The following is a 26,678-nucleotide window of genomic DNA, read 5'->3' as shown; positions in this document are numbered from 1 at the left end:
TTACGGGTCTGTGCCCTGCGGGTCTTTGCCCTGCGCGTCCCATTGTGCGGGAGGGCACTGACAACGCGGTCCGCGCGCTCACCGCCGACACCCACGGCACACGTCAACACAGCCGTCGAGCACGAGGATGCCGGGGCCGATGCCGGGGCCGACGCCAATGCCGATCCCGCCATGTCAGAGGCGCCGACACCCGCCCGGCCTCCGGCCGACAGGCTCGTCAGCGCCGCCGGCGCCCCCGCCCCTCGTCCTGCTCGTCGTCCTCACGGGGACCCAGCAACTCGTCCGCCAGCGACGGGAGGTCGTCCAGCGGAGTCTCCTCCGCCCAGTCCGAACGGGGACGGCGCCGAGGGGCACCCTCCTCGTCGACCTGAGGCAGCTCGCGCGTGCGGGCGTCGGTGCCGTCGGACGTGCCCGCGGACCCCGGCCGCTCGTCACGGAAGTACCCCGGGGGCACCCGGTCCGCCGGATCACTCCCCCGCACGCCGCCACGGTCCTCCCGTATGGGAGGAAGGACGGCCGTCTCGTCCTCAGCGGCCCCCTGCCCAACCGGCGGCAGGACGGCCGTCTCGTCCGCGGCGGGCCCTTGCCCAACCGGCGGAAGCACTGCCGTCTCCTCGGCATCGGCCCCGCGCCCGACAGACGGCAGCACAGCCGTCTCGTCGGCAGCGAACCGCTGCCCAACCGGCGGAACCGGTGGCAGCACAGCCGTCTCGTCCGCAGCTCCTTGCGGCGCCGGAGGCTGCGGCAGCACGGTTGTCTCGGCGTCGGGCCCGCCCTCGCGAGCCGGCACCGAAGGAAGCACAGCCGTCTCGTCGGCCGCCCCTCCGGTACCCGACCCTCCGGTACCCGACCCTCCGGTACCAGCCCCTCGGGGCCCGCCGGTCCCGCCGGAGGCCCCGGAATCCGCAGCACCACCAGCCTCACCACCAGCCTCACCGGTAGCCGCACTCGAAGCCGCAGCAGCCTCAGCCGCAGCAGCAGCCGCGCTGGCAGCAGCAGCCTCAGCCGCCCTCTCCGCCTCCGCCTCCCGCTGCGCCTCCGCCGCCCTGCGAGCCCGCTCGGCCCGGACCAACGCCTCCTCGGCCTTCCGCTGCTTCTCCAGCCGCCGTTCCTCCGCCTCGGCCCGGAGCCGCGCCTCCTCCTCGGCCTGCTTGCGCCGGCGCTCCTCCTCGGCCGCGAGGGCCTGCTCCTCCGCGAGCCGCCGCGCCCGTTCCTCCTCGGCACGCACGCGTGCCGCCTCGGCGCGCTGCCGGGCCTCCTCGGCCTGGCGCTCGGCCTCGCGCCGCTGGGCCTCCTCCAGCTCGCGCTGCTTGCGCTCCTCTTCCTCCGCACGCAGCCGGGCGAGCTGCTCCTGGCGCTCGCGCTCCAGCCGCTCCTCCTCGGCCTTGCGGGCGGCCTCTTCCTCGGCGCGCCGACGCGCCTCCTCCTCGGCGGCCTTGCGCGCCTCCTCCTTGGCCTTGATCTCGGCCTCGGAGAGCGGCAGCACCACATCCAGCCGGTGCCGGATCACGGTCGTGACGGCCTCGGGCTCCTGCCCGGCGTCGACGACCAGATAGCGCGCCGGATCGGCGGCGGCGAGCGTCAGGAAACCGGACCGCACGCGCGCGTGGAACTCGGCGGGCTCCGACTCCAGCCGGTCCGGCGCCTCCGTGAACCGCTCACGGGCGGTCTCCGGCGGCACGTCGAGCAGCACGGTCAGATGCGGCACCAGCCCGTCGGTCGCCCACCGGTTGATCCGGGCGATCTCGGTCGGGGACAGGTCACGCCCAGCCCCCTGGTACGCCACCGAGGAGTCGATGTAACGGTCGGAGACGACCACCGCGCCCCGCTCCAGGGCGGGCCGCACCACGGTGTCCACGTGCTCGGCGCGGTCGGCGGCGTACAACAGCGCCTCCGCGCGGTGCGAGAGACCGGCCGACGACACGTCGAGCAGGATCGACCGGAGCCGCTTGCCGACCGGCGTGGCGCCCGGCTCGCGCGTCACCACGACCTCGTGCCCCTTGGCGCGGATCCACTCCGCGAGCGCCTCGGCCTGGGTCGACTTCCCGGCCCCGTCACCGCCTTCCAGTGCGATGAAGAAGCCCTTCCCGGCGTGCGCCTGCACGGGGTCGTCGCCGCCCCGCAGCGCGTCCCTCAGGTCGTGCCGCAGCGGCACTCCGGAGCGGTCGTCGGCCTTGGCCAGCACCAGGGCGGCGACCGGCAGCAGCAGCGCGCCGACCAGCATCAGCGTGAAGGCCGCGCCGCCGTGCGCGAACACGAACTTGCCGTTCTCCACGCGGTGCGGGCCGATGACGGCGGCCACCAGAGGAGCCACCAGCGCGCCCAGGGCGACGAACACCCGTACGACGGCGTGCAGGTGTTCCGTCGTACGCGTACGTCGGTATTCCTCGGCCTCCTGGTCGAGCAGGGCGTGGCCGGTGTTGGCGGCGACGCCCGCGCCGGCGCCCGCTAGTCCGACGATCAGGACGACCGTGGTGACGTCCGGGACGAGCCCCGCGGCGAGCAGCGCTATCCCTGTGAAGGCGATCGCCAGCGCGAGCAGCCGGCGCCGCGACAGGGACGGCAGCAACTGGGCGGCCGTACGGATGCCGAGCACGACACCGCCGGTGAGCGCGAGCACCAGCAGCGCGTACGTCACCGGCCCGCCGCCCAGGTCCTTGGCGTGCAGCACGGCGACGGCGACGGCCGCCGCGATCGCCCCGGCGACGGCCGCGCAGGCGAGCACCAGGAGGGGGATGGCCCCGGTGCGGCCCTTGTCGATGCCGGTGCCCGTCTTGGGGCGGCGCAGCCCTTCGAGCGGCGACCGCGCTCGCGGGGTCCGCGCGTCGGGCAGTTCGAGGAACGTGAGCACCGACAGGGACGCGGCGAACAGGCCCGCGGCGACGTACGAGGCGAGCGCCGCCTGATGCTGCTCGAACCACGCGATCCCGGCGCCCAGCAGGTTGTTGACCAGCGCGACGACGAGCAGCGAGGCCGCCGCGAGGGGCACCGCCACGAATCCCGTACGCAGTGACAGGCGCCGCAGCGCCTCCATGTGGTCCGGCAGCGGGCGTACCGTCGCGCCCTCCAACGGCGGGGCGGGCAGCAGGGCGGGCGCCGCGCTCTCGCGGCACACCATCCAGAAGCGCTCGGCGACCCCGATCACGAAGGCCGTCACCAGGAGCACGGCCAGCGCGTTCTCCGGCGTCCAGTCGATCCACAGGGGGGCGATGATCAGCAGCGCGGCCCGCACGCCGTCCGCGCCGACCATGGTCCAGCGTCGGTCGAGCGGCCCCTCATGGGAGGTGAGGGAGGTGAGCGGGCCCAGCAGGACCGCCCCGAAGAGCAGCGTGGCGAGAATCCGCGCCCCGAAGACCGCCGACACGGAGAGGGCCACACCGCGGTAGCCACCGCCGAAGGAGCCGTCGGAGACCGCCGCCTGGAGGGCGAGCAGGACCAGCACCAGCAGCGCGAGGGCGTCGCCGACGCCGCCCACCAGCTGGGCGCTCCAGAGCCGCCTCAGTTGCGGCACGCGCAGCAGCGCCCGGACGGCGCGCTCCCGTGAATCTGCGACCAGGGCGTCGTCGGGGGCCGGGTTGTGGGCCGTTGGCTGCTCGGCTCGCGTCATCTTGCCAGCCTATCGGGACGCACTGACTCCCCGAAGAGGCCCCCGAACATGCGAACGCCCCCGACACCAAGTGGTGCGGAGGCGTTCGTTTCACGAACCAAAGGTGAAGAACTCGGTCCCGCGCCGGATGCGCCGCCCGAAGACCCCCACCGGAAGCGGACCGAAGGGTTCAGCCCTCTCCAGACACGGTCTGCGACCTCACCCCTCGGCCCTCGGCCCTCGGCCACAGTCCGCGACCCGAGTTCTCGGTCTCAGTCCTCGGCCGTCGCCTTGGAAGCCGTCGCCTTCTTTGCGGTCGTCTTCTTGGCAGTGGTCTTCTTTGCCGCCGTTTTCGCGGCCGCGGTCTTCTTGGCGGCGGTTTTCTTGGCCGGCGCCTTCTTGGCGGCCGTCTTCTTCGCCGTCTTCTTGGCGGGCGACTTCGCGCGCTTCTCGGCGAGCAGTTCGAAGCCGCGCTCCGGCGTGATCTCCTCGACGCTGTCGCCGGACCGCAGGGTGGCGTTGGTCTCGCCGTCGGTGACGTACGGCCCGAAGCGGCCGTCCTTGACGACGACGGGCTGCCCGCTGACCGGGTCCGCGCCGAGCTCCTTCAGCGGCGGCTTGGCGGCGGCGCGCCCGCGCTGCTTGGGCTGCGCGTAGATCGCCAGGGCCTCGTCGAGGGTGATCGTGAAGAGCTGGTCCTCGGCCTGGAGGGAGCGCGAGTCGGTGCCCTTCTTCAGGTACGGCCCGTAGCGCCCGTTCTGTGCGGTGATCTCCACGCCCTCGGCGTCCTTGCCGACGACGCGCGGCAGCGACATCAGCTTGAGGGCGTCGGCCAGCGTCACCGTGTCGAGGGACATCGACTTGAACAGCGAGGCCGTACGCGGCTTCACGGCGTTCTTGCCGGTCTTCGGGGTGCCCTCGGGGAGCACCTCGGTGACGTACGGGCCGTAGCGGCCGTCCCTGGCGATGATCTGGTGGCCCGACTGAGGGTCGGCGCCGAGCTCGAAGTCACCGCTCGGCTTGGCGAGCAGCTCCTCCGCGAGCTCGATGGTCAGCTCGTCGGGTGCCAGGTCCTCGGGAACGTCGGCGCGCTGGTGGTTCTCGGAGTCCTTCTCGCCACGCTCGACGTACGGACCGTAGCGGCCGACGCGCAGCATGATGTCGCTGCCGTCCACGCGGAACGACGACACCTCACGAGCGTCGATGGCACCGAGGTCGGTGACGAGCTCCTTGAGCCCGCCCAGGTGGTCCCCGTCGCCGTTGCCGGCCTCGGCGGCACCGGTCGCGTCGCCCTCACCGAAGTAGAAGCGGCGCAGCCACGGAATGGCCTGGGCCTCGCCCCGCGCGATGCGGTCTAGGTCGTCCTCCATCTTGGCGGTGAAGTCGTAGTCGACGAGCCGCCCGAAGTGCTTCTCCAGGAGGTTGACCACGGCGAAGGACAGGAAGGACGGCACGAGTGCCGTGCCCTTCTTGAACACATAGCCGCGGTCGAGGATCGTGCCGATGATCGACGCGTACGTCGACGGGCGGCCGATCTCGCGCTCTTCGAGCTCCTTGACGAGGCTGGCCTCGGTGTAGCGGGCCGGCGGCTTGGTCGCGTGGCCGTCGACCGAGATCTCCTCGGCGGACAGCGGGTCGCCCTCGTTGACCTGCGGAAGCCGGCGCTCGCGGTCGTCCAGCTCGGCGTTCGGGTCGTCCGCGCCCTCGACGTACGCCTTGAGGAAGCCGTGGAAGGTGATCGTCTTGCCGGACGCGCTGAACTCGGCGTCACGGCCGTCGGAGGCGGTGCCCGCGATCTTCACGGTCACGGAGTTTCCGACGGCGTCCTTCATCTGGGAGGCGACGGTCCGCTTCCAGATCAGCTCGTACAGCCTGAACTGGTCACCGGTCAGACCCGTCTCGGCCGGCGTGCGGAAACGGTCGCCCGAGGGGCGGATCGCCTCGTGCGCCTCCTGAGCGTTCTTGACCTTCCCGGCGTACGTACGCGGCTTGTCCGGCAGGTAGCTCGCTCCGTAGAGCTGCGTGACCTGGGCGCGGGCCGCGGTGATCGCGGTGTCCGAGAGGGTCGTGGAGTCCGTACGCATGTAGGTGATGAAGCCGTTCTCGTACAGCTTCTGCGCCACCTGCATCGTCGCCTTGGCACCGAAGCCGAGCTTGCGGCTGGCCTCCTGCTGGAGCGTCGTCGTACGGAACGGTGCGTACGGCGAACGTCGGTACGGCTTCGACTCGACGGACCGTACGGAGAAGTTCGTGTTCTCCAGGGCGGCGGCCAGCGCGCGGGCGCCCGCCTCGTCGAGGTGGAGCGTGTTCGCGCCCTTGATCTGACCGAGCGAGTCGAAGTCGCGGCCCTGGGCGACGCGCTTGCCGTCGACCGTGGTCAGCCGGGCGACCAGGGCGGACGGGTCGCTCGCGTCGCCGGCGCGGCCGGTGCCGAAGGTGCCCGTGAGGTCCCAGTACTCGGCGGAACGGAAGGCGATGCGCTCGCGCTCCCGCTCGACGACCAGGCGGGTCGCCACGGACTGGACACGGCCCGCCGACAGACGCGGCATGACCTTCTTCCAGAGGACCGGCGAGACCTCGTAGCCGTAGAGACGGTCGAGGATGCGGCGGGTCTCCTGGGCGTCGACCAGCTTCTGGTTGAGCTCGCGCGGGTTGGCGACGGCGGCCTGGATCGCGGCCTTGGTGATCTCGTGGAACACCATCCGCTTGACCGGGACCTTGGGCTTCAGCACCTCCTGGAGGTGCCACGCGATGGCCTCGCCCTCGCGGTCCTCATCGGTGGCGAGGAAGAGCTCGTCGGAGTCCTTGAGCAGGTCCTTGAGCTTCTTGACCTGGGCCCGCTTGTCGGCGTTCACCACATAGATCGGCTGAAAGTCATGTTCTACGTCCACACCGAGGCGGCGCACCTCGCCGGTGTACTTCTCGGGCACCTCCGCGGCGCCGTTGGGGAGGTCGCGGATGTGCCCGACACTCGCTTCGACGACGTAGCCGGGGCCGAGATAGCCCTTGATCGTCTTCGCCTTGGCAGGCGACTCGACGATGACGAGTCGGCGGCCGCCGTGTGCGGTCTCGCTGGTCGGGGACAACTTCGCTCTTCTCTCCGGTCGACGCAGGGGGTCTCGCCCCAGGCCTGGAACCCGGGGGTCGGGTCATGCTGACGCTGCGGAGTGTGACGGTACATCCCGCCCCCGTGTCAAACGGGAAAAGTTCGCAACGGCCACTCGAACGGTAACCCGACTCCCGCCATTCCTGCCGCCCGGAGTGCCGACCTGCCGTTTCGGGCTTATCCGGAGGGTGACCTCTCAATTACCGGAGGTCCGCGTTCTCGAAGGCTGCGGATCTTGTCCACGACCGCTGCGGAACGGCGATTCCCGGACGCCCGGGGGCCATTCCCGGCCAAGGTGAGGGCGGGGGCGTCGATGAGGCGAGCGGCACTCAGGTGCGCGTGAAACACCACACGGCGAGGAACAGCGCGGTCGTCCCGGCAAAGCCCGCGACCGCCGCCGAGGCGACCGGATTCACCCCGTGGGCGACCGGGGCGCGCTGCCGCAGCCGGACCGCCGTCCACAGCAGAAGCCCGCCTCCGAACAGGGCGAACACCGATCCCGTGAAGATCGCAGGTCCGCTCTCCATGGCTCGCCTCCTCCGCCCTTCGGTACCCCTGGGTCCGCCCTTCGGTACCCCGGCATCGGGACGCTGACACCTCCGGGAAGCCGGAAAACGAACCCTGGATGAACGCGGAGCGGACAGCTCCATGCACCCTCATGCGGCATCCGCCACGCCGTGCCCACACCTCGCACACAGGCGACTGTGCCAGGCGGGCGGAGCCGCCCACTCGACGCGGGCTTCGGCGAGGCCGGCCGCCGTGTCGACGGCCTCGACCTGGCCATCCGGCTGTACGGCCGGACCTCACCGCAGTCCACGGCCCACAACTCGCACCGGCTCGCTGAGCCCGACCTGTTCGCCGTACGGGGAGACGGGCCCGGTGAGCAGCACGCGCGCGTACGGATCGCCCGAAGCGTCCGGGGCCAGAAGGATGTTGGCCGGTTTCACATCCCGGTAGCGGATCCCGGTAGCGGATCCCGATGGAGGGGCCCGATGGAGGGGCCCGATGGAGGGGCTCGATCCGGTGTCCCGCGGTGAGCGCGTCGGCAATCCACGCCCCACGTCCCATGCCGCCCGCGTCCGGCGTGCGCAGCAACCGGTACCCGGGAAACTCACGCGGCGGGGCCCAGCCCACTCGCTCGCTCCCGCCACTCACTCGCTCGGCAGGCCCGGCAACTCACCGGGCAGGCTCAAGGAACCCCTGTTCGACCAGCAGCCGGATCTGGGAAGGGGTGCGGTCCCGGAGCAATACCGGGTCCTCTCCGACCAGTTGGGCGATGGCGTCCAGGATCCGGCCCGCGCTCAGCGTGCCGTCGCAGACGCCCGCGAAACCCGCGCCGACCGTGTCCACCTTCGTGGCCCGCCGCATCCCGCGGTGCTGGCGCAGCACGACGTGCTCGGGGTCCTCGGCGCCGGGCAGCCCGACCTGCTCCTGCACGACCTCGCCCGCGAGCATGAAGTGCCCGGCGAGCAGCGCCGCGTCGTCGTGCGCCCGCAGATAGTCGACACGGTCGAAGTGCGCGCGCACGGTGTCGCCGAGCGGCTGCTCGACGGGGTGCGGCCACTCCTCGACAACGACCGAGGGCTGTGCGGCCGCCGACTTGCGCAGGGTGATCCAGCCGAAGCCGACGGACTTCACCTTCCGCGCCTCGAACTCGTCCAGCCACGCGTCGTACCGCGCCTGGTACTCCACCGGGTCGGAGCGGTGGTCGCCCGCGTCCCGCAGCCACAGCTCGGCGTACTGCGTGACGTCCTGGACCTCGCGCTGCACGATCCACGCGTCGCAGCCGCGCGGCACCCAGGACCGCAGCCGGTCCTGCCAGTCCTCGCCCTCCACGTGCTGCCAGTTGGCGAGGAACTGCGCGTACCCCCCGTCGTTCAGCCGGTCGCCCGCCTCCTGAACGAGCGTGCGGCACAGATCGTCCCCGCCCATCCCGCCGTCGCGGTACGTGAGCCGGGCGCCGGGAGAGATCACGAAGGGCGGGTTGGAGACGATCAGGTCGTACGTCTCGTCGTCGGCCACCGGTGCGAAGAGGGAGCCCTCGCGCAGGTCCGCCGCCGGGGCGCCGGACAGGGCGAGCGTGAGCGCGGTGACGTGCAGCGCGCGGGGGTTGAGGTCGGTCGCGGTCACGCGCGTCGCGTGCTGGACGGCGTGCAGGGCCTGGATTCCGGAGCCGGTACCGAGGTCGAGGGCCGAGCCCACCGGCGTACGCACCGTGATGCCCGCGAGCGTCATGGACGCGCCGCCCACACCGAGTACGACCGCTTCGTCACGGCTGCCGATGCCGCCGGCGCCGCCGACCGCGCAGCCGAGGTCCGAGACGATGAACCAGTCCTCGCCGCCCGGTCCGCCGTACGGCCGTACGTCGACCGTCGCCGCGACCTCGTCCCCGCCGGTCCGGGTCAGCCAGCCGCTCTCCAGGCAGTCCGCCACCGGCAGGACGTCCGCCACGCGCGCGTGCGGCACGGGCTGCTGCAGCAGGAACAGCCGGACGAGCGCCTCCAGCGGCGAGTCGCCCCGGGTGGCCCGGAGCGCGGGCACGGTCTCGCTGCGGGCCAGCGCCGCGTACGCGGGGGCGCCGAGCAGGTCGAGCAGCCCGTCGGCGCTGAAGGAGGCGCCCAGGAGGGCGTCCCGCAGCCGTGCGGTGACGTCGGTGCGGTCGGACGAGGGCAACGGTGGCAGGCTGCTGTTACTCACGCCTCCATTGTGTCCGCTCGCACCGTCGTGGCGCGCGCCCTGTGGACAGACGGAGTCGACGGCTGGGGAAAGCGGCTGTGGCCCCATGCCGAGGGCCCGGCACGCGCGCGTACCGGGCCCTCTTTCGGTTGACGAACGATCGCTGCCCCAGGGGACGGCCTCAGGGGGCGCCCCTTGGGAGGTCTCGTCCGTTCCTCAGGCCTTGCTGGCCGACGGCGACCCAGTGGCGGACTTGCAGCTCTCCTGCTTGGCCATCGCCTTGCCCACGTCGCCCTCCTCCAGCTTCTTGAGGGCGTTGTTGCCGCTCTGGCTCAGTTTGTCGAGCTGGGTGGCGATCCCCTTGAGCCCGTCGGCGAACTTCGCCTGGTCCTTCGTGTCGAGGTCGTCGACCTGCTTCTTGAGAGCGGCGTACGACGAGGAGATGGTGTTCAGCTCGGTGACGGCGTCCTTCTGCTTCTTCTCGCCGTCGTCGACGTCGGGCGCCCCGGCCTCGTCCACGGCAGCGCCGATCGCCTTGTAGGCGTCGGACATGTCCTGGAAGGCCTGGGCGTCGGTCTTCTGGACGTCCGCCGGGGTGCTGTTGTCCGAGGTCTGCTGCTGGATCGAGGTATTGGCGGCCTCGATCTTCCCCGCCTGCGGCTGCACCGCGTCACACACCTGCTTGGCCCAGGAGTTCAGCTTGTCGCTGCTGTCGTCACTGCTGCATCCCGACAGCGCCAGTACCAGTACCGCACCGCCGGACAGTGCGGCCGCGAGCTTCTCGTTCACCGGATTGGTCCCTTCCATGGCCCTCGGCCCCGGAACATACACGCCGAGTGGGCGACACCAGCGTGACGAAGGTCCACTTTATCCGCTATTGCAGCCATTTGCACCAAGCGAGAGAAGGCTCACGAACAGGGCGTGAACACACACCGGCGGGCGGACGGCACGTCAATACGCGCCGCCCGCCCGCCCGTTGAGCGGAACCCGACCAGGCAATCGCCCGGCCGGCCACCCAGTGGCTGTCCGGTGCCTACGAAACCACCGCCGGATCCACCGACTTGGCCACCCGCTCGGAGTCGCCTTCGTCACCCACGGCGATCCCGCGCCGCTTGGACACGTACACCGCGCCCACGATGACGGCGAGCGAGAGCACCGCGATGAGGACCCGCATGCCCACGCTCTTGTCCTCGCCGTAGCTGAATTTGACCACCGCGGGCGCGATGAGCAGCGCCACCAGGTTCATCACCTTCAGGAGAGGGTTGATCGCCGGCCCCGCGGTGTCCTTGAAGGGGTCGCCGATCGTGTCGCCGATCACCGTCGCGGCATGGGCCTCGCTGCCCTTGCCGCCGTGGTGGCCGTCCTCGACGAGTTTCTTCGCGTTGTCCCACGCGCCGCCGGAGTTGGCTAGGAAGACGGCCATCAGCGTCCCGGTGCCGATGGCGCCCGCGAGGAACGAGCCGAGCGCGCCGACCCCGAGCGTGAAGCCGATCGCGATCGGCGTCAGTACGGCGAGCAGACCCGGCGTGGTCAGCTCGCGCAGCGCGTCCTTGGTGCAGATGTCGACGACGCGCCCGTACTCGGGCTTCTCGGTGTAGTCCATGATCCCGGGGTGCTCGCGGAACTGCCGCCGCACCTCGTAGACCACGGCCCCGGCGGACCGTGACACCGCGTTGATCGCCAGCCCCGAGAAGAGGAAGACGACCGCGGCGCCCGCGATGAGCCCGACCAGGTTGTTGGGCTGTGAGATGTCCATCATCAGGTTCATCGGCGCGCCCTCGCCGGAGACCTTCTCGCCCACTTCGTTCGCGGCCGTGAGGATCGCGTCGCGGTACGAGCCGAAGAGCGCCGCCGCCGCCAGTACCGCGGTGGCGATGGCGATGCCCTTGGTGATGGCCTTGGTGGTGTTGCCGACGGCGTCCAGGTCGGTGAGCACCTGCGCGCCTGCGCCCTCGACGTCGCCGGACATCTCGGCGATGCCCTGCGCGTTGTCGGAGACCGGACCGAAGGTGTCCATGGCGACGATGACACCGACCGTGGTGAGCAGACCGGTACCGGCCAGGGCCACCGCGAAGAGCGCCAGCATGATGGACGTACCGCCGAGCAGGAAGGCCCCGTACACGCCGAGGCCGATCAACAGGGCGGTGTAGACGGCCGATTCCAGACCGAGCGAGATACCGGCGAGGACGACCGTGGCCGGGCCGGTGAGCGAGGTCTTGCCGATGTCCCGTACGGGACGCCGGGTCGTCTCGGTGAAGTAGCCGGTCAGCTGCTGGATCAGCGCGGCCAGGACGATACCGATGGCGACCGCGACGAGCGCGAGGATCCGCGGGTCGCCGGAGTGGCCGAGGATGGCATCGTCCGTGACGCCGTCCAAGTCGGCGTACGTGGACGGCAGATAGGCGTAGACCGCCGCGGCCACGAGCACCAGCGAGATCGCCGCGGAGATGAAGAAGCCGCGGTTGATGGCGCTCATCCCGCTGCGGTCCGCACGGCGCGGAGCCACGGCGAAGATGCCTACCATCGCGGTGAGTACGCCGATCGCGGGCACGATCAGCGGGAAGGCGAGCCCGGAGTCACCGAACGCCGCCTTGCCGAGGATCAGCGCGGCGACGAGCGTGACGGCGTACGACTCGAAGAGGTCGGCGGCCATGCCGGCGCAGTCGCCGACGTTGTCGCCCACGTTGTCCGCGATGGTCGCGGCATTGCGCGGGTCGTCCTCCGGAATGCCCTGCTCGACCTTGCCGACCAGGTCGGCGCCGACGTCGGCGGCCTTGGTGAAGATGCCACCGCCGACACGCATGAACATGGCGATCAGCGCGGCACCGAGACCGAAGCCCTCCAGGACCTTGGGCGCGTCGGCCGCGTAGACGAGAACCACACAGGACGCACCAAGGAGTCCGAGCCCCACGGTGAACATGCCGACGACGCCGCCCGTGCGGAAAGCGATCTTCATGGCTTTGTGCGAGACGGCGGTGAGATCCTTTTCGGGCTCACCCTCTGCCGGAGTCGCTTCCCGGGCCGCGGCGGCCACGCGGACGTTACTGCGTACGGCGAGCCACATGCCGATATAGCCGGTGGTCGCCGAGAACGCCGCGCCGATCAAGAAGAAGACCGATCGTCCGGCGCGCTGATTCCAGTCGTCCGCGGGCAGCAGCATGAGCAGGAAGAACACCACGACGGCGAAAACGCCGAGTGTGCGCATCTGCCGGCCCAGGTAGGCATTCGCGCCCTCCTGGATCGCCACCGCGATCTTCTTCATGCTCTCGGTGCCCTCGCCCGCCGCGAGTACCTGGCGTACCAGGACCCCGGCGACGACAAGCGCCGCAAGGGCGACGGCCGCGATGACCATCACGATGAGACGGTTGTCGTCGGTCAGTACTGCGGCTGCGAAGGTTGTGGGTTGGTCAAACTGATGAGGGGTAGAAAGCCCCGCCATTCGTCCTCCTTGACGCTTGGACCGAGCTCAAGATGTGGACGGATTGTAGGTACCGGAACCTGATCAAAACAGTGCGCGGTAAGTGGAATCAGCCTTCACATGCTCTTGAGCAAATGATCCACGGGCCATCACGGAACCCGAAAGCGGTAATGCCTCAAAAGCATTGACGCGTGATCCATCGGCGCCCGGCGTGGCGTAAAGACGATCGTATTGTTGATCGTAATCCGGATAGTGAATTCATTCACGAAAACGCGGAGCTTGATCCGAAGAGGACCGCTCATGAGGTCCGGAAGGGGCCGGGCAGGAGGTCCGGAAGGGGACAGGTTCGCAGGTCCGGACAGGGCCGGGCAGGATGTCCAGGCCGGTCCGGGCATGCGAAAGGGCCCTGCTGAGCAGGGCCCTTTCGCACAGGTTGGGGCAGTACCAGGGGGTCGATCAGGGAACGAGCGCGGCCGGCGGCGTGGTGGGCCAGCTCATCCTGATCAGGCCGCCGTTCTCACCGGCGGTCACTTCCACGTCGTCGACGAGGCCGCTGATGACCGCGAGGCCCATCTCGTCCTCCTCGGTCTCGACGTCCGCGTCTTCGGCTCCGCCATGGGCGCCCGACGTCTTGTCGCCGGGAACCGTGTGCGGGGCCTCGTCGCCGACCTCGATGGAGAACTGCTTCTCCTCCTCGATCAGCGACACCCGCACCGGCGCCGAGATTCCGCCGCTCTGGTGCAGGCCGACGGCCCGAGTGCAGGCCTCGCCGACGGCGAGCCTGACCTCGTCGAGAACGGCCTCGTCCACTCCGGCCCTGCGCGCCACCGCTGCCGCCACCAGTCGGGCGGTCCTGACGTGCTCGGGCAGCGCGCTGAAGCGGAGTTCAACGGTGGCCATGCATCCCCCTCGGAACTACGGGCGTGCGGTCGGGGGGCCGGGTCGCCGAGACCTGGACCCCCCTCCATTGACTTCTGCCTCCCGGGCACGGCCCGGGATCCGGCTGTCGGTCGCTGACCGGCCAGTCAGGGACGGGCCGGACCGCGGCCGGTCAGTCGGTGGCCGCCACCGCTTCCTCGACCGAGGTGTGGATCGGGAACACCTTGGTGAGGCCGGTGATGCGGAAGATCTTCAGAATGCGCTCCTGGTTGCAGACGAGCCGGAGCGAGCCCTCATGGGCACGCACCCGCTTGAGGCCGCCGACCAGAACGCCGAGCCCGGTGGAGTCGAGGAAGTCGACTCCCTCCATGTCGACGACAAGGTGGAAACTGCCGTCGTTCACCAGCTCGACCAACTGCTCGCGCAGCTTGGGCGCGGTATATACATCGATTTCGCCACCGACCTCGACGACCGTACGATCGCCGACGGTACGGGTCGACAGGGACAGGTCCACGGATCCTCCAGCACCTTGCTATCGAGCGGTCATCCCAAGGGACACCTCGGCAGAGCCCCCGGGACGGTTCGCCAGCCGCGATGGCATTCAATCACTTACCGGCAGGCGTGCACGACGCCTTGGGTCCATTGTCCGTCACGCCAGTGACACACTCGATGCCGATGGCCAAGAATCACCGATCCGATCGAACCTCGACGGACACCGCATCCCGCCCCGCGCCGGGCGAGATCCTGGACCGGCTCGCCTCGGGGCCGAGCCGGGCTTCGCGCATCACTCATACGGAGCACTTGCCCCCACGTGAGGGTCGCCATGCCGTGTGGCCCGACCGGATCCGCGCGGAGGTCATCGCCGCGGTGCAGTCCGCGGGAATCGAACACCCCTGGGCCCACCAGGCACTCGCCGCCGAGCACGCCCTGGACGGCGAGTCGGTGATCGTCTCCACGGGCACGGCCTCCGGGAAGTCCCTGGCGTACCTCGTCCCGGTCCTGTCGACGCTCCTCGACGGCTCCGAGGCGCCGAACGGCCGTGGCACGACCGCGCTGTACCTCGCCCCGACGAAGGCGCTGGCAGCGGATCAGCGACGATCCGTGAAGGAACTTTCACAACCCCTGGGCAATGCCGTACGCGCCGCGGTCTACGACGGCGACACGCCCGTCGAGGAACGCGAATGGGTACGCCAGTACGCCAACTACGTGCTCACCAACCCCGACATGCTGCACCGCGGGATACTTCCGTCACATCCCCGCTGGTCCTCCTTCCTGCGCGCCCTGCGCTATGTCGTCATTGACGAATGTCACACCTACCGGGGCGTCTTCGGGTCCCATGTCGCCCAAGTGCTGCGCCGCCTGCGCCGCCTGTGCGCCCGCTACGGCTCCTCTCCCGTCTTCCTCATGGCCTCGGCGACCGCCGCCGAGCCCTCGGTCGCCGCCTCCCGTCTCACCGGCCTGCCCGTGCTGGAGGTCGCTGACGACGCCTCACCACGCGGCGAACTGGTTTTCGCCCTCTGGGAGCCGCCCCTCACCGAACTCCACGGCGAGAAGGGCGCTCCGGTCCGCCGCACCGCCACCGCCGAGACCGCCGACCTCCTCACCGACCTGACCGTGCAGGGCGTCCGCTCGGTCGCCTTCGTACGGTCCCGGCGCGGGGCCGAACTGATCTCGGTGATCGCCCAGGAACGGCTCTCCGAGATCGACCGCTCGCTGGCCCGCCGCGTGGCCGCCTACCGCGGCGGCTACCTCCCCGAGGAACGCCGCGCCCTCGAACGCGCCCTCCACTCCGGCGAACTCCTCGGCCTAGCCGCCACCACCGCCCTCGAACTCGGCATCGACGTCTCCGGGTTGGACGCCGTAGTCATCGCCGGCTACCCGGGCACCCGCGCCTCCCTCTGGCAGCAGGCGGGCCGCGCCGGCCGCGCCGGGCAGGGGTCGCTGGCGATCCTGGTCGCCCGCGACGACCCACTGGACACGTTCCTCGTCCACCACCCCGATGCCCTGTTCGACCAGCCGGTAGAGTCCACCGTCCTAGACCCCGACAACCCGTACGTCCTCGCACCCCACTTGTGCGCAGCGGCCTCCGAACTGCCGCTGACCGACGACGACTTGCCCCTCTTCGGTCCCGCCACCGGCGAACTGCTGCCGCAGTTGGAGGCCGCGAACCTGCTGCGCCGCCGTACGAAGGCATGGCACTGGACGCGCCGGGAGCGGGCCGCCGACCTGGCCGACATCCGCGGCGGCGGAGGCAGTCCGGTACAGATCGTGGAGGCCGGTTCCGGGCGGCTGCTGGGCACGGTCGACGCCGCGGCCGCGCACGCAACCGTCCACGAAGGGGCGGTCCACCTCCACCAGGGCCGTACGTACCTGGTGGAGAAGCTGCACCTGGACGACTCCGTCGCCCTGGTCGCGGAGGCCAACCCTCCATATTCGACGGTCGCCCGCGACACCACCTCCATCTCCGTCCTGGAGACGGATATCGAAGTCCCCTGGGGCGACGGCCGGTTGTGCTACGGATCCGTCGAAGTCACCAACCAGGTCGTCTCCTTCCTGCGTCGTCGCGTCATCACCGGTGAAGTGCTGGGCGAGTCGAAACTCGACCTCCCTCCTCGTACGCTGCGCACCCGGGCCGTGTGGTGGACGGTCACCGAGGACCAGCTCGACGCCGCCCGCGTGAACCCCGAGATCCTCGGCGGCGCCCTGCACGCCGCCGAGCACGCGTCGATCGGCATGCTGCCGCTCTTCGCCACCTGCGACCGCTGGGACATCGGCGGCGTCTCCGTCCCGCTGCACCCGGACACCCTCCTGCCCACCGTCTTCGTGTACGACGGCCACCCCGGCGGGGCGGGCTTCGCGGAGCGCGCCTTCCACACGGCCCGCGAGTGGCTCACCGCCACCCACCAGGCCATCGCCTCCTGCGAGTGCGACGCCGGCTGCCCGTCCTGCATCCAGTCCCCCAAGTGCGGCAACGGCAACGAGCCGTTGCACAAGCGAGGCGCTGTGCGGTTGCTGACGGTGCTGTTGAGGGGGGCGCCGGAGGGGCGGGCCGGGGAAGGGCAGTCCGGGAAAGGGCAGTCCGGAGAGGGGCCGTCCGGAGAGGGGCAAGCCGTGGAGGAGCAGGTTGGGGAGGGCTGAGGCGCGGTGTGGTGTCTGCTGCCTGTCTCCCGCCTCCTGTCTCCTGTTCTCCTGGCTCCTGGCTCCTGGCTCCTGTTCTCCTGGCTCCTGGCTCCTGGCTCCTGGCTCCTGGCTCCTGGCTCCTGCCGGTCTACGGCGGGGGCTGAGGACTACGGCCCCACCTCCTCGACATCCTCGACGGGTCGGCCGGTCGCGCCGACCGACGTCGTGGATCCGCCGGGACCAGCCGATCCCGCCGATCCCGCCCGGCCAGCGGGTCCCATCGGCCCCGCCAGTCCGGGAGGGCTGGCCGGAACCACAGGCCCTACGGGCCCTGCCGGGCCCGCCCTCGCACGCACCTCCGCCGTCAACGGTCCTCGACCCGCCGCCACCGTGACGTCCGAGATCTCGCCCTGGACGGCACACCGCACGACGCGGGCGCCCTGGGCCCGTGCCACCCGGTCCGCCTGTGCGCAGGCTTCCGTACCACCGTCCATCCAGCGATCGGCCGCCGCGAGCGCCGCAAGGTCGGCCGCTCCACCGGCGCGGTGACGGGTCACCACCGCTTGGCCCATGGCGAGGAGGGCACCGAAGACGACGCACAGCACGGCGATCGCGCCCACGGTCCAGACGGTCGCAGACCCTCGGTCCGACACGAAGGGCCTCGCGGACGACCTTGCGGAGGACCTCGCGAAGAGCCTTTCGAAAAGCCTTTCGAAAAGCCTTGCGAAGAGCCTTGTGCGCGACCGCATACGCGACCTCGTACTCGCTCTCGTAGCCGCCCCAGTCGTCGTCCTCGTACGCGGTCGGAGTCCTTGCCTCCTCATCCGGTCGCCCCCACCGTCTCCTCGGCCAGGGCCGCTGCCTCGTGCGTCAGGTCGAGGGCCAGCGCGTCGGGCCCCGGCGAGTTGGCCTCGACCCGTACGCGCACCATGTCGCTCTCCCGCCGGACGGTGACCCGCGCGCCGCTCGGCGCCGCGTCACGGGCCACCGCCATCACCGTGCCCGGCGGGTCCTGCCGGGCCGCCGCGCGGGCGCCCGCCCGGGCCGCGTCCACGCACTGGATCATCGCGGCCGACGCCATCAACGCCCAGACCAGCCCCATCGTGAGCGCGACCAGTGCGGGCAGCACCACGGCCGCCTCCGCCGTCACGAAACCCCGGTCGCGGGACATCTCCAGAGACACTTCCGCACCGGACGCCCCAGCCTCAGAACTGCCCATTGAGCGCCCGCCCCACGATGTCCTGCAGAGCGCCACGCACCTGCCCGCTGGTCAGCACCTCGTAGAGCACCACGGCGAACCCCACCGCCGTGATCAACCCCATGGCGTATTCGGAGGTGACCATTCCGGCATCCCGCCGCGCCTTCCAGACCCTGCCCGCCAGGACCCACGCCCGCACCCGCACTCGTACCCGCATTACCTTGCTCATCCGAACCCCCGTACAGCTCTGTTCCGTTGATGTTTCGGTCGTTGACGTTTTGGCCATTGACCTTTGCCTCGGGCCTTGAGCCTCGGGCCTCGGGCCTCGGGCCTCGGGCCTCGGGCCTCGGACTGACCTTGATCAGTCGTCGTTCACCCCGTTCCGTACGTCAGCCACCACCTCCGCCCAGCACTCCACCCGCGAGCCCGATCACCACAGGCAGCACGCCGATCGCGATGAACGCGGGCAGGAAACACAGCCCCACCGGCGCGGTGACCAGAACACCCGCCCGCCGAGCACGCGCCGTGGCGGTGCGCCCCCACTCCGCACGGGCCTCCGCGGCGACGCGTGCGACGGGCCCCGCCGCCGGTACGCCGGACTCGCCGGCCCGCTCCAGCAACCTGGCCAGCGCCCTGGCCCGGGGCAAGGCCGCCAACCCTCGCCACGCCTCGGCCGGTTCGCCTCCGAGCCGCACCTCGGCCGCACCCCGCGCCAGCCGCTCCCCCACGGGCCCGTCCAGCGCCTCCCCCACCGCCTGGGCGGCCACCGCGGGACTGGCCCCCGCCGCGATGCAGGCAGCCAACAGATCGGCGGCGAGCGGCAGTTGCCGCGTGGCCAACGCCGCGTCGAACTCCTCCACGGGCGCCGGTCTCCGCTGCCACCGCCACACTCCAAAGCCGGCCACCAGCCCGACCACGACCCCGGTCCCACCCCCGACGACCGCCCAACAAGCGCTCACAGCCCCGCAGACCGGCAGCCATCGCCTCAGCTCACCGCGCATGTCCAGACGCCGCCCGCCGTACACCGACTCCGCGGCCGCCCCTCTCAGCACGGCGGAATCCACGGCCGACACCGCCCTCAACCGCCTTCGCACCCTCCGCTCCCGCCGCGCCGCGCCCAGGGCCCGGGCGAGCACCCACATCCCCACCGCCACGCACAGCACGACCCCCAGCCTGTGGACAACTTCCGTGCTCATCCCGCCTCCGCTCCCCGTACGATCCGCAGCACCCACCACAGGCCGACGCCCTCCAGGACCCCACCGGCGAGCAGACAGCCCAGCCCCGCGCCCGTGTGCAGCACGACGTGCAGGGGATCGGCGCCGAGCGCGGTGCCGAGGAGCAGTCCGAGCAACGGCAATCCCGCCAGCAGCACCGCCGTCGACCGCGCCCCGGCCAACTGGGCACGCAGGTCGGCCCGTTGGTCCCGCTCCGCACGTAACGCGCCCTCCAGCCGGTCGAGCCCGACCGCGAGTCCGGCACCCCGGTCCACGGCGACGCGCCAGCACGCGGCGAGGCCCAGCAGTCCCTCGGCTCCCGGTCGCCGCGCCGCGTCGGCGAGCGCACCGGGCACATCCCCGCCGAACCGGGCCGCCGCCAGCACCACCGCCTGCCCGCCGCCGAGCCCGTCCGAGTCCCGGGACGCGCTCAGCAAGGCCTCGCCCGGCTGTCGCCCGGCCCGTACCTCCCCGGCGAGCGCCGCGCACAACGAGATAACCGCGTCGGTCCGCCGCTCCCGCGCCCGCCGCTCCGCCCCGGCATGCCGGGCCCGTCGGACCAGCGGCACCCCGAGCGCCCCCACGACGAGCGGCAGCACGGACGCCCCCAGCAGACCAACCACCAACCCTGCGACCAGCACCCACCATTCGCCCCGCATCCGGTGCAACCGCCGCAGCCGCTCTCCGGCCCGCACGGCCCACTCCCACGCAGGTGGCCCAACCCCCACGGCCCCACCGCCCGCACACACCAACCGCGTCCGCCGCGCCCCTGGCCCCTGCCCGCCCATCAGCCAGGCCGCCGCCCCGGCACACACCACCGCCGCGCTCACGGACACCGACACCTCACCGACCCCCGTCACAGCCCCTCACCCCTCCCACCGAGCCCACGAAATTCACCGAATTGGCCGATGCCACACCGCCGTCCGCGACAACCCCGCCATCCCCGATGCCGCCGATGTCACCAATGCCGCCCACACCGCCGATGCCGCCGATGTCACCGCCGCCTCCGAGCAGCTCCCGCAACCGCTCCCACCCCCGCTCGTACCTGAATGCCTCCGCGCCCCACCTCAGCGCCGGCACCGTCACCACCAACCCCGCCGGATCCCGCTCCAGCACATGCACCTCGGCGATCCGCCGCCGCCCGGCCCGGTCGCGTACGAGATGGAGCACCACCGAGAGCGCGGCCGCCACCTGGCTGTGCAGAGCGGCCCGGTCGAGCCCGGCGGCCGTGCCCAGCGCCTCCAGACGGGCCGGCACTCCGGAGGCCGCGTTGGCGTGTACGGTCCCGCAGCCGCCTTCGTGACCCGTGTTCAACGCGGCCAGCAGAGCGACGACTTCGGGCCCTCGTACCTCTCCGACGACCAGCCGGTCCGGCCGCATCCGCAGGGCCTGGCGGACCAGGTCCTGGAGCGTGACCAGTCCGGCGCCCTCCTGGTTCGCGGGTCTCGATTCCAGCCGTACGACGTGGGGATGGTCGGGGCGCAGCTCCGCCGAGTCCTCGGCGAGCACGATCCGCTCGCCCGGCCCGACGAGGCCCAGCAGGGCACTCAGGAGTGTTGTCTTGCCGCTGCCCGTGCCCCCACTGATCAGGAAGGACAGCCTCGCGTCCAGCAGCGCGCGCAGCAGCCGGTCCCCGCCCGGCGGCACTGTCCCCGCCGCCACCAACTCGTGGAGTGTGAAGGCCCGTGGCCGTACGACCCGCAGCGACAGGCATGTCGAGCCGACGGCGACCGGTGGTAGCACCGCGTGCAGACGGGTGCCGTCCGGGAGCCTGGCGTCGACCCAGGGATGTGCGTCGTCGAGCCGCCGCCCGGCCACGGCCGCCAGGCGCTGCGCGAGGCGTCGTACGGCCGCCGCGTCCGGAAAGGAGACGTCCGTCAACTCCAGGCCGCCGCCACGGTCCACCCACACCCGGTCGGGCGCCGAGACCAGCACGTCGGTCACCGAGGGATCCCCGAGCAACGGCTCCAGCGGCCCACTGCCGACCAGCTCCGACCTCAACCGCTCGGCCGCCCCGAGTACTTCGGCGTCCCCGAGCACCCGCCCCTGCTCCCGCAGGGCCTGCGCCACACGCGCGGGAGTCGGCTCGGCCCCACTCTCGGCCAGCCACTGCCGGACCCCGTCCAGCAGCCCCGTGTCCAAAGGCCCGCTCCCGCCCGTGCGTCGACCGGTCACCCTCATGCCAGAAGGCCCAGCCACGCCCGCACGCCGACCCGCGAGCCCGGCATCCCCAGCCCCAGTCCCGCCCGCACGCCGACCTGTCAGCCCCGCGTTACCAGGCCCAGCCACGTCCGTACGGGGACCCGTCGTCCCCGCCTCCCCAGCCCCAATCCCGCCCGCACGCCGACCCGCGAGCCCCACCTCCACAGGCCCAGCCACGCCCGCACGCCGACCCGCTACCTCCATGTCAGAAAGCTCAGTCATGCCCGTACGCCGCCGCCCCGTCGGCCCCGTATCCGCAGGCAGTCCGCCACCCGCCCACTGACCCGTCACCCTCGTGTCCGGACGTGGAGGCGGACTCGCATCCGTACGCCCGCCCGAGAACCCCGCCTGCGTCGGCGCGGCGCCACGCGTGCGCGTGCCCCCGCTCATGCGGTCCCTCCCGCGACCGCGGCCCGGTCCCAGAACGCCGAGCAGAAGCGGGCCAGCGGCCCCCGGCCGTCCGCGCCGGGCGGAGCGCCTCGCTCCTGGGCAGCCAACAGCCCCGTCTCCACCGGCACTTCGCCGGCCAGTGGCAGCCCGAGGAGTCGGGCGACCTCCCTGTCGTCCAGACCGGGGGCGTACGGTCCGCGGACCACGACGCGCAGGTCCTTCAGGACCATGCCGACCGCGGACGCCACCCGGCCGGCCGCCGCGACGGCGCGCAGTTCGGCGGGGACCACGAGCAGGCCCAGGTCCACCTGGGCGAGGGCTTCCGCGACCCCTTCGTCGATCCGGCGCGGCAGGTCCACGACCACGGCCCCACCCCGCCGCCGGGCGGCGGCCAGCACGGCCCGGACGGCCTCGGGTGCGATGGTGACGCAGTCGCCGCGGTCCCAGCTGAGGACCCGGAGGGCGTGCAGTGAGGGCAGCGACTCCTCCAGTGCGCCGCCGCCGACCCGCCCGTGCGACGCGGCGAAGGCCGGCCAGCGCAGACCCTCGGCGGCCTCTCCTCCGAGGAGTACATCGAGTCCGCCGCCCAGCGGATCCGCGTCGACGAGGAGCGTGCGCCGTCCCTGGCGCGCGGAGATGACCGCGAGCGCGCAGGCGAGCGTGGAGGATCCGGCGCCGCCGCGACCGCCGATCACGCCCACGGTGAGGGCAGGCGGTCCGACTCCTTCGGCCACGTCGGCGATCCGGTCGACCAACCATTGTTCGCCATCCGGCAACAACAGGACATGGTCGGCACCGATCTCCACAGCCCTCCGCCAGACCCCGGAATCGTCCTGATCCCGCCCCACCAACACCACTCCGCGCCTGCGCGCGGCTCCCCGCACCCGTCGCGCGGCATCGTCGCCGACGAGCACCAGTGGCGCCGTCTCCCAGCCGCCGCCGCGCTCAGGCACCCCGTGGTGGACCTCGGGCCGGGCGCCGGCCGCGGCACAGAGCCTCAGCAGGTCGTCCAGCAGATCCGCGTCCTCCGTGACGATCAACGGTCCGCCCTGCCGCCCCTCGGCGGCCGACAGCCGGTCATGTGTGATGGCTCCCGCCACGATCTCCAGCCCCCTTCGCTGCTTGCTCGCGAAGCCCCTGCGGCCCCGCGATTCCCGCCCGCGCGAAGAACCGGCAACCGGCCCTCCATATGAACCGCCGATACGAACCAGCCATAGCCGCCGGACAAACAGAACCGGCCATGAACTTCCGCGAGCGGTGCGCGCTGGAATCACGGTGCAGCGATCCAGGAAATCGTGTGGATCTTGGTCAATAACTGTGGACAACTCGGCGGTTGTGAATATCGCCTTCACCCAAACCGGTGACCGACGGGTGACCGATAGGTGACTGTTGTACGACTCTCTTAGAGCAGCAAGGCGACTACCCACAGTGACGAATCCTGTGCACGCACAAAGGAACGCCGTGGCCCGCACAACAGGGCCCGGCGTTCAGAAAAGTGAGGCGAAAAACCCACCCGGACATGCGACGACCCCCGCCGGGGGGGAGAGCGGGGGTCGTCCCCACGGTCTGACTCGGGGGGGGAGGAGCCGGACCGGGTTAGCACGGTCGCGAACGATCCGTGACTTCCATGGTGTACCCGAGAGCCATCTCAGGCAAACCCACACGCCCCACACTAGCCCGAATGGCGGGCGCATATGCTCGACCCCGTGGAAAACCACTCCTTGCCCCGCACAGCGGCCTTCTTTGACCTGGACAAGACGGTCATTGCGAAGTCGAGCACGCTCACCTTCAGCAAGTCGTTCTACCAAGGCGGCCTGATCAACCGCCGCGCCGTGCTGCGCACCGCATATGCCCAGTTCGTCTTCCTCGCAGGCGGCGCCGACCACGACCAGATGGAGCGGATGCGCGAGTACCTGTCCGCGCTGTGCCGCGGCTGGAACGTCCAACAAGTGAAGGAAATCGTCGCCGAGACCCTTCACGACCTGATCGATCCGATCATCTACGACGAGGCCGCGTCCCTCATCGAGGAGCACCACACCGCCGGACGGGACGTCGTGATCGTCTCCACATCGGGGGCGGAGGTCGTCGAGCCCATCGGTGAACTGCTCGGCGCGGACCGGGTGGTGGCGACCCGCATGGTCGTGGGAGACGACGGCTGTTTCACGGGCGAGGTGGAGTACTACGCGTACGGTCCGACGAAGGCCGAGGCCGTCATGGACCTGGCCGCGTCGGAGGGGTACGACCTCTCCCGCTGCTACGCCTACAGCGACTCGGCGACCGACATCCCGATGCTCGAGGCGGTCGGTCATCCGCACGCCGTGAACCCCGACCGCGCGCTGCGTCGCGAGGCCACCGCGCGCGCGTGGCCCATCCTCGACTTCCACCACCCGGTCCGGCTGAAGCAGCGTCTGTCCGTGCCGCCCCGGCCGGCCCTCGTTGCCGCCGCGGCCATAGGAGCGGCGGCCGCCACGGCGGGGCTGGTCTGGTACGCGAGCCGTCGGCGGGCGGCAGCCGTGTGATCCACCGGCCGCATCCGCGCCCGATTCGCTCCCTATCTGCCTAAAAGTAAAGAAGTACAGCGAGGGGTTCCGCTTCCTCCGGACCTGGAGTACAAAGGGGTTAACGGCCCGCGAGACCAAGGACATCCGAGAGGATCACCTTCAAACGCAACCGAGGCCCCACGGACCGCGCATGAACACCGGGCACCCACGCGACGTCGACCCGTCGATTACGGGCCAGCCGCACCAGGCGACGGGCACAGTTCCCGACCTGATGGGCAATATCTCGAGGACGCTTGGTAACCGGGTGAACATGCCAGCGGCGGTACGGATCCCGTACCGCCGCAACCCTGTTCAGGGACCTGGCGACCCAGTGGCCCCAGAGCACCCAGTGGCCCAGAGCACCCAGCGACCTGGGGACCCTGGTACCGACAGGCAGACCTACGCAGCCCCCCGCTGAAGCGCCTCGCACACCGCCGTCGACTCCCTGGCGCCGAGTTCGATCGCCTTGCCGCAGTGGGCGATCCAGGTGGCCACGCCCTCCGGGGTGCCGGAGACATAGCCTTCGAGGGCCGACGCGTAGGCCGCGCGGCCCAGTTCCGCGTGACCGACCTCCGCCGGGCAGACGGACTTGGGGTCGAGGCCGCTGCCGACCAGGACGATGCGTTCGGCCGCGCGCGCGACCAGGCCGTTGTGGGAACCGAAAGGGCGCAGCGCGAGGAGTTCGCCGTGCACGATGGCGGCGGTCACCAGGGCGGGTGCGGAACCCCCCGCGATGACCAGCCGCGCGAGGCCGTCGAGACGGCCCTCGACCTCGGCCGCGTCCGGCAGCGGGAGTTCGATCAACGGCGGTCCCGCGGCGGCGGCCGCGGATGTCTCCGTGACGGATTCGCCGTCCCGTCGCGGACGCCCGACCGCCTCCCCCTTGTCGGCGGCGGCCACCAGATGCAGCCGCGCCAGTACCCGAAGGGGCGACTGGCGCCAAATGGACAGGAGTTGGCCCGACTCGGCGGTCAGCCTGAGCGCGGCGCCCACCACCCGGGCCTCGTCGTCACCGCTGAAGTCGGTTCGCCGGCGCACCTCTTCGAGCCCCCAGTCGGCGCCGGACAGCGCCGCGGAACCGCGCGAGCCGCGCAGCGCCGCCTCTGACGTGATCGCGTTGCTGCGGCGCCGCATGACGCGGTGCCCGTAGACCCGGTCCACGGCCTTGCGTACGGACTCCACGGATTCGGCCACGCCGGGCAGCGACCCCAGCGCCGCGAGCGGGTCGGCGTTCGCACCTGTCGTACTCATGAGTACGACCCTACGCACACCTGGCCCGCACCCCACTAATGAGTGGTCTTCTTCACGTTTGACGACCCTCGGACACCGTCACGCCGGTACCTTACTGAACATGAAAATTGCTTTCGTTGGGAAGGGCGGCAGTGGCAAGACCACCCTGTCCTCGCTCTTCGTCCGTCACCTCGCGACCACCGGAGCGCCCGTCGTCGCGGTGGACGCCGACATCAACCAGCACCTCGGGCCCGCGCTCGGCCTGGACGACGCGGAGGCCGAGCGGATGCCCGCCATGGGCGACCGGCTGAGGCTCATCAAGGACTACCTGCGGGGTTCCAACCCCCGGATCACGTCCACCGAGAAAATGATCAAGACGACCCCGCCCGGCGAGGGCTCCCGCCTGCTGCGGGTGTGCGAGGACAACCCGGTGTACGAGGCCTGCGCGCGGCCGGTGGAACTCGACGGGGGCGCCGTCCGTTTGATGGTCACCGGCCCGTTCACCGAGGCCGACCTGGGAGTGTCCTGCTACCACTCCAAGACCGGTGCAGTGGAGCTCTGCTTGAACCATCTCGTCGACGGCCAGAGCGAGTACGTCGTCGTCGACATGACGGCGGGCTCGGACTCCTTCGCGTCCGGCATGTTCACCCGCTTCGACATCACGTTCCTCGTCGCCGAGCCGACCCGGAAGGGGGTCTCCGTCTACCGCCAGTACAAGGAGTACGCGCGCGACTTCGGCGTCACCCTGAAGGTCGTCGGCAACAAGGTGCAGGGGCCGGACGACATCGACTTCCTGAAGGGCGAGGTCGGCGACGACCTGCTGCTGACGGTCGGGCACTCGGACTGGGTGCGCGCCATGGAGAAGGGCCGCCCGCCCCGGTTCGAGCAGCTGGAGGACGACAACCGCCGTGCGCTGCACGCCCTCCAGGCCGCCGCGGACGCCACGTACGAGCAGCGCGACTGGGAGCGCTACACGCGCCAGATGGTCCACTTCCACCTGAAGAACGCGCAGTCCTGGGGCAACGAACGTACGGGCGCCGACTTGGCCGCCCAGGTCGACCCCGCCTTCGTCCTGCGTGAGGCCGAGTCCGCCACGGCCTGAGCCTCACGTCGAACGGA

Annotated in this window: 20 protein-coding genes; 3 read left to right on the top strand and 17 right to left on the bottom strand. The window is 71.2% G+C overall.

The window, feature by feature from the left end; all coding sequences use genetic code 11:
• Positions 1-217 precede the first annotated feature (217 nt).
• From tmk to bldG, 9 genes are all read right to left on the bottom strand, one after another.
• Positions 218-3,607, bottom strand: coding sequence for a dTMP kinase (tmk, locus tag OHA11_RS25890; protein WP_266500195.1), 3,390 nt, complete (start codon positions 3,605-3,607; stop codon positions 218-220).
• Positions 3,608-3,858: 251 nt separating this feature from the next.
• The gene (gene topA, locus OHA11_RS25885; protein ID WP_266500192.1) at positions 3,859-6,672 is read right to left on the bottom strand and encodes a type I DNA topoisomerase; all 2,814 of its coding nucleotides are present in this window, start codon (positions 6,670-6,672) and stop codon (positions 3,859-3,861) included.
• Positions 6,673-7,021: 349 nt separating this feature from the next.
• On the bottom strand, positions 7,022-7,219 hold the full coding sequence (locus OHA11_RS25880) for a hypothetical protein (protein ID WP_266500190.1): 198 nt from the start codon (positions 7,217-7,219) through the stop codon (positions 7,022-7,024).
• A 276-nt stretch (positions 7,220-7,495) separates the two neighbouring features.
• Positions 7,496-7,639 carry a hypothetical protein gene (locus tag OHA11_RS25875; protein WP_266500189.1) on the bottom strand — a complete coding sequence of 48 codons (144 nt, stop codon included), beginning with the start codon at positions 7,637-7,639 and terminating at the stop codon, positions 7,496-7,498.
• A gap of 229 nt (positions 7,640-7,868) precedes the next feature.
• Complete coding sequence (locus tag OHA11_RS25870; protein ID WP_266500187.1) at positions 7,869-9,389, bottom strand: class I SAM-dependent methyltransferase; 1,521 nt, start codon at positions 9,387-9,389, stop codon at positions 7,869-7,871.
• Positions 9,390-9,584: 195 nt separating this feature from the next.
• Positions 9,585-10,175: a small secreted protein gene (locus tag OHA11_RS25865; protein ID WP_266500185.1), complete on the bottom strand. Its 591-nt coding sequence runs from the start codon at positions 10,173-10,175 to the stop codon at positions 9,585-9,587.
• A gap of 226 nt (positions 10,176-10,401) precedes the next feature.
• Positions 10,402-12,807, bottom strand: a complete 2,406-nt coding sequence (locus OHA11_RS25860) for a sodium-translocating pyrophosphatase (RefSeq protein ID WP_266500182.1) — start codon at positions 12,805-12,807, stop codon at positions 10,402-10,404.
• 435 nt (positions 12,808-13,242) lie between these two features.
• Complete coding sequence (locus tag OHA11_RS25855) at positions 13,243-13,686, bottom strand: ATP-binding protein (protein WP_266500180.1); 444 nt, start codon at positions 13,684-13,686, stop codon at positions 13,243-13,245.
• Positions 13,687-13,837: 151 nt separating this feature from the next.
• Positions 13,838-14,179 (bottom strand): anti-sigma factor antagonist BldG, encoded by a 342-nt coding sequence (gene bldG, locus OHA11_RS25850; protein ID WP_003975386.1) that lies wholly within the window; start codon positions 14,177-14,179, stop codon positions 13,838-13,840.
• Between the two features lie 80 nt (positions 14,180-14,259).
• On the opposite strand from bldG, the gene OHA11_RS25845 reads away from it, so the two are divergent.
• Positions 14,260-16,803 carry a DEAD/DEAH box helicase gene (locus OHA11_RS25845; RefSeq protein ID WP_266500163.1) on the top strand — a complete coding sequence of 848 codons (2,544 nt, stop codon included), beginning with the start codon at positions 14,260-14,262 and terminating at the stop codon, positions 16,801-16,803.
• Between the two features lie 149 nt (positions 16,804-16,952).
• On the opposite strand, the gene OHA11_RS25840 is transcribed toward OHA11_RS25845, so the two are convergent.
• The 7 genes from OHA11_RS25840 to ssd form a co-directional block, all read right to left on the bottom strand.
• Complete coding sequence (locus tag OHA11_RS25840; protein WP_266500160.1) at positions 16,953-17,438, bottom strand: Rv3654c family TadE-like protein; 486 nt, start codon at positions 17,436-17,438, stop codon at positions 16,953-16,955.
• 167 nt (positions 17,439-17,605) lie between these two features.
• On the bottom strand, positions 17,606-17,956 hold the full coding sequence (locus OHA11_RS25835) for a TadE family type IV pilus minor pilin (protein WP_323186778.1): 351 nt from the start codon (positions 17,954-17,956) through the stop codon (positions 17,606-17,608).
• Between the two features lie 34 nt (positions 17,957-17,990).
• Positions 17,991-18,212 (bottom strand): DUF4244 domain-containing protein, encoded by a 222-nt coding sequence (locus OHA11_RS25830; RefSeq protein WP_266500156.1) that lies wholly within the window; start codon positions 18,210-18,212, stop codon positions 17,991-17,993.
• Between the two features lie 160 nt (positions 18,213-18,372).
• Positions 18,373-19,179, bottom strand: coding sequence for a type II secretion system F family protein (locus OHA11_RS25825; RefSeq protein WP_266500154.1), 807 nt, complete (start codon positions 19,177-19,179; stop codon positions 18,373-18,375).
• Positions 19,176-20,057, bottom strand: a complete 882-nt coding sequence (locus OHA11_RS25820) for a type II secretion system F family protein (RefSeq protein WP_266500153.1) — start codon at positions 20,055-20,057, stop codon at positions 19,176-19,178. Before OHA11_RS25820 ends, OHA11_RS25825 begins: the two co-directional genes overlap by 4 nt.
• Positions 20,041-21,378, bottom strand: a complete 1,338-nt coding sequence (locus tag OHA11_RS25815; RefSeq protein ID WP_266500151.1) for a TadA family conjugal transfer-associated ATPase — start codon at positions 21,376-21,378, stop codon at positions 20,041-20,043. The genes OHA11_RS25820 and OHA11_RS25815 overlap by 17 nt, the downstream gene beginning before the upstream one ends.
• Positions 21,379-21,785: 407 nt before the next feature.
• Positions 21,786-22,889, bottom strand: coding sequence for a septum site-determining protein Ssd (ssd, locus tag OHA11_RS25810; protein WP_266500150.1), 1,104 nt, complete (start codon positions 22,887-22,889; stop codon positions 21,786-21,788).
• A 594-nt stretch (positions 22,890-23,483) separates the two neighbouring features.
• On the opposite strand from ssd, the gene OHA11_RS25805 reads away from it, so the two are divergent.
• The gene (locus tag OHA11_RS25805) at positions 23,484-24,308 is read left to right on the top strand and encodes an HAD family phosphatase (RefSeq protein WP_266500148.1); all 825 of its coding nucleotides are present in this window, start codon (positions 23,484-23,486) and stop codon (positions 24,306-24,308) included.
• Between the two features lie 420 nt (positions 24,309-24,728).
• Here the strand turns inward: OHA11_RS25805 and OHA11_RS25800 are convergent, their stop codons facing one another.
• Positions 24,729-25,580, bottom strand: a complete 852-nt coding sequence (locus OHA11_RS25800) for an oxidoreductase (protein ID WP_266500147.1) — start codon at positions 25,578-25,580, stop codon at positions 24,729-24,731.
• Positions 25,581-25,680: 100 nt separating this feature from the next.
• Between OHA11_RS25800 and OHA11_RS25795 the strand changes: the two genes are divergently transcribed.
• Entirely contained in the window at positions 25,681-26,661 is a 981-nt protein-coding gene (locus tag OHA11_RS25795; protein ID WP_266500145.1) for an ATP-binding protein, read from the top strand.
• Positions 26,662-26,678 lie beyond the last annotated feature (17 nt).

It is taken from the genome of Streptomyces sp. NBC_00878 (genome assembly GCF_026341515.1).
Lineage (GTDB): Bacteria > Actinomycetota > Actinomycetes > Streptomycetales > Streptomycetaceae > Streptomyces.
Note: the sequence above shows the minus strand (reverse complement) of the source record. Positions and strands in the feature narration are given on the sequence as shown.